2 protein-coding genes are annotated in these 2402 nt (G+C 37.1%); both read left to right on the top strand.

What is annotated here, in order from left to right; translation table 11 throughout:
• Positions 1–504 (top strand): PD-(D/E)XK nuclease family protein (locus ABZA26_RS12770; RefSeq protein WP_372714896.1); only part of this gene is annotated, 504 nt, incomplete at its 5' end.
• Positions 494–2402 (top strand): UvrD-helicase domain-containing protein (locus ABZA26_RS12765; RefSeq protein ID WP_372714895.1); only part of this gene is annotated, 1909 nt, incomplete at its 3' end. The genes ABZA26_RS12770 and ABZA26_RS12765, both read left to right, overlap by 11 nt.

Here is a 2402-nt window from a genome sequence, read left to right as displayed (position 1 = left end):
CCTTTTCACTTAGACAGCTATTACAGAGAGGTAATGTTCCCTGTTTTCATCCAGGGAATAAAAACATTTTATAAAGATATTGAAAAAGCCATTGGAGATCAGGATATTCTCAGCTTCTCAGAGGAAAAGAGCAAAAAAGAAAAACTCATTGATGAAAATTTAAAAATAATATTGAGCGGAAGGGTAGATCTGATTATTGAAGGCAGCCGGGATAAATATATTCTGGATTATAAAACAGGAAGCGGAGATCCCAGGCAGCTTGATTTTTATTCTATTTTATACTACGGAGAAGAAGACAGGGCAAAAAAATATATTTTTAATGCCTGGGATGGAAACCTCGAAGACTTCAACAGCAGGAAAAATCCCCTCACATCTGAGGATATGAAAAATCATCTGGGAGAATTTATAGCCTCTGCAATTTACAAGAGGGCAGAAAAACACAGCACCTGCAGCAGGTGTGAATATCAGGAAGTATGCAGGATGAGGTGGGAAGATGAAAAATAGAAAAATATTAAAGGCAAGTGCCGGCACAGGGAAAACTTACCGTCTTTCACTGGAATATATAGCCAGTCTTCTCCTTGGGGAAAATTTCCAGGAGATAATGGTAATGACTTTCACCAGAAAAGCCACAGGTGAAATAAGGGAGAGAATCCTGTCTTTTCTGGAGGAAATCGTCACAAAGGGAGATGAAGCAGAAGAGATATTAAAAAATATAAAAAAACTTTACCCTGAGCTCACAGTAGATACCGAAAAGCTGACAAGTGTCTACTATGAGATAATGAAAAACAAAGACAGGCTAAAAATTCACACAATCGACAGTTTTACAAACATAATATTCAAAAAATCCATAGCTCCCAGCCTGGGGATATATTCCTATGAAATTATCGATGATGACAGAAACAGGGAATTCCAACTGAAAATTCTGGAAAAACTTCTGGAAAAAAAGGTATATTTTGAAAGATTCAAGGATTTCCTATATGAAAATGCAGAAAAGGATATCGAAGCTTATCTGAATCTGATAAAAAACATCCTCAAGGAAAGATGGAAATTCCTGCTTTTCAGCAGAAAAAAAAGAGAACCTTACAACACCGGGAACCTGGTAACACTCCTTGATAATATGAAAGCCGACATTGAGAATGCAGGAAAGATAAAGAGCCCCTCTAAAAATCTGACTGACGGATTTAAAAAGGCTTTCAGAGGTTATCTTTCAAAAAATACCGAGACAGAAAAGCTAAAATTTATAACGGATAATTTTAAAATTTTTCTTGAAGAGGATACATTCTGGGTCAAGGCTTTTGTCAACTCAACTGCCAAGATAAAAGGAACGGAAGAACATGTGGCAAGATTACAAGAAAGTTATCCCCTTTTTAAAGTGGAACTTTCCCGGTTTATTTTCAGTTCCAAAGTTATCCCCTATGAAGAAAATCTCTTTGATTTTGTAGAATTTATTTTCTCTATGTATGACGAGATGAAGTTCAGAGAAAAGAAATTTACTCATACAGACATCTCTACTTACACCTTTAAGTATTTCAACGACCCTAAACTTACCCTTGTAAAAGATGAAGAGGTCACAGATTATTTTTATCAGCTCACCGAAGGTGATATAAAGACCGTATTCATAGATGAATTTCAGGATACCAGCATCCTCCAGTGGAAGATTTTAAAATCCATTGCAAACAGGGCTAATAAGGTGATATGTGTAGGAGATGAAAAACAAAGTATCTATGGATGGCGTGGAGGAGAGAAAGAACTCTTTGAAAAACTCCCTGAAATCATAAATGGTGAAAGTGAAACCATGGAGAAGTCCTACAGAAGTGAAAAAACAGTAATCTCCTTTGTAAACAAGTTTTTTTCATCCATAAGAGATCAGTATGATGATGAGGGTAAAACCTGGAACTATGAAGATGTTTCCTATTTAGAATCCAAAGACAAGGGGTTTGTCCAGACGGTAATCAACTGCAATGACGATGATGAAAACTCTTTTGATGCCATGGTGGAGATCCTGCAGCAAAACATCTCAAACTATAGTAAAGTAGGGATTATATCCCGAAAAAACAAAGATCTCACAGCCATATCAGAGAAATTGGCAGAAAATCATATTCCATTTATAATTAATTCCAGTGAAAGTCTTTTGGAGCACAGGGCTGTAAAGGGAGTATACTCACTCTTAAAGTACCTCGCCTATGAAGAATATATCTATCTCCTGGAGTTCCTGAGAAGTGACATCATAAACCTGGACGATCTCCGTCTAAAAGAGCTCATCACAAGACGTAAAGAGGTGGAGGAGTATATCTGCGGCATCTCAGACAAGATAGATATCTGCAGGATTCATCTCGGTCTGGTGAAAGGATTCAGAAGTAAATTCCTGGGGACATTTCAGATAAGTACCAAAGACGGATCGG

This window comes from Ilyobacter sp., from assembly GCF_041583315.1.
Taxonomy (GTDB): Bacteria; Fusobacteriota; Fusobacteriia; order Fusobacteriales; family Fusobacteriaceae; genus Ilyobacter.
Note: the sequence above shows the minus strand (reverse complement) of the source record. Positions and strands in the feature narration are given on the sequence as shown.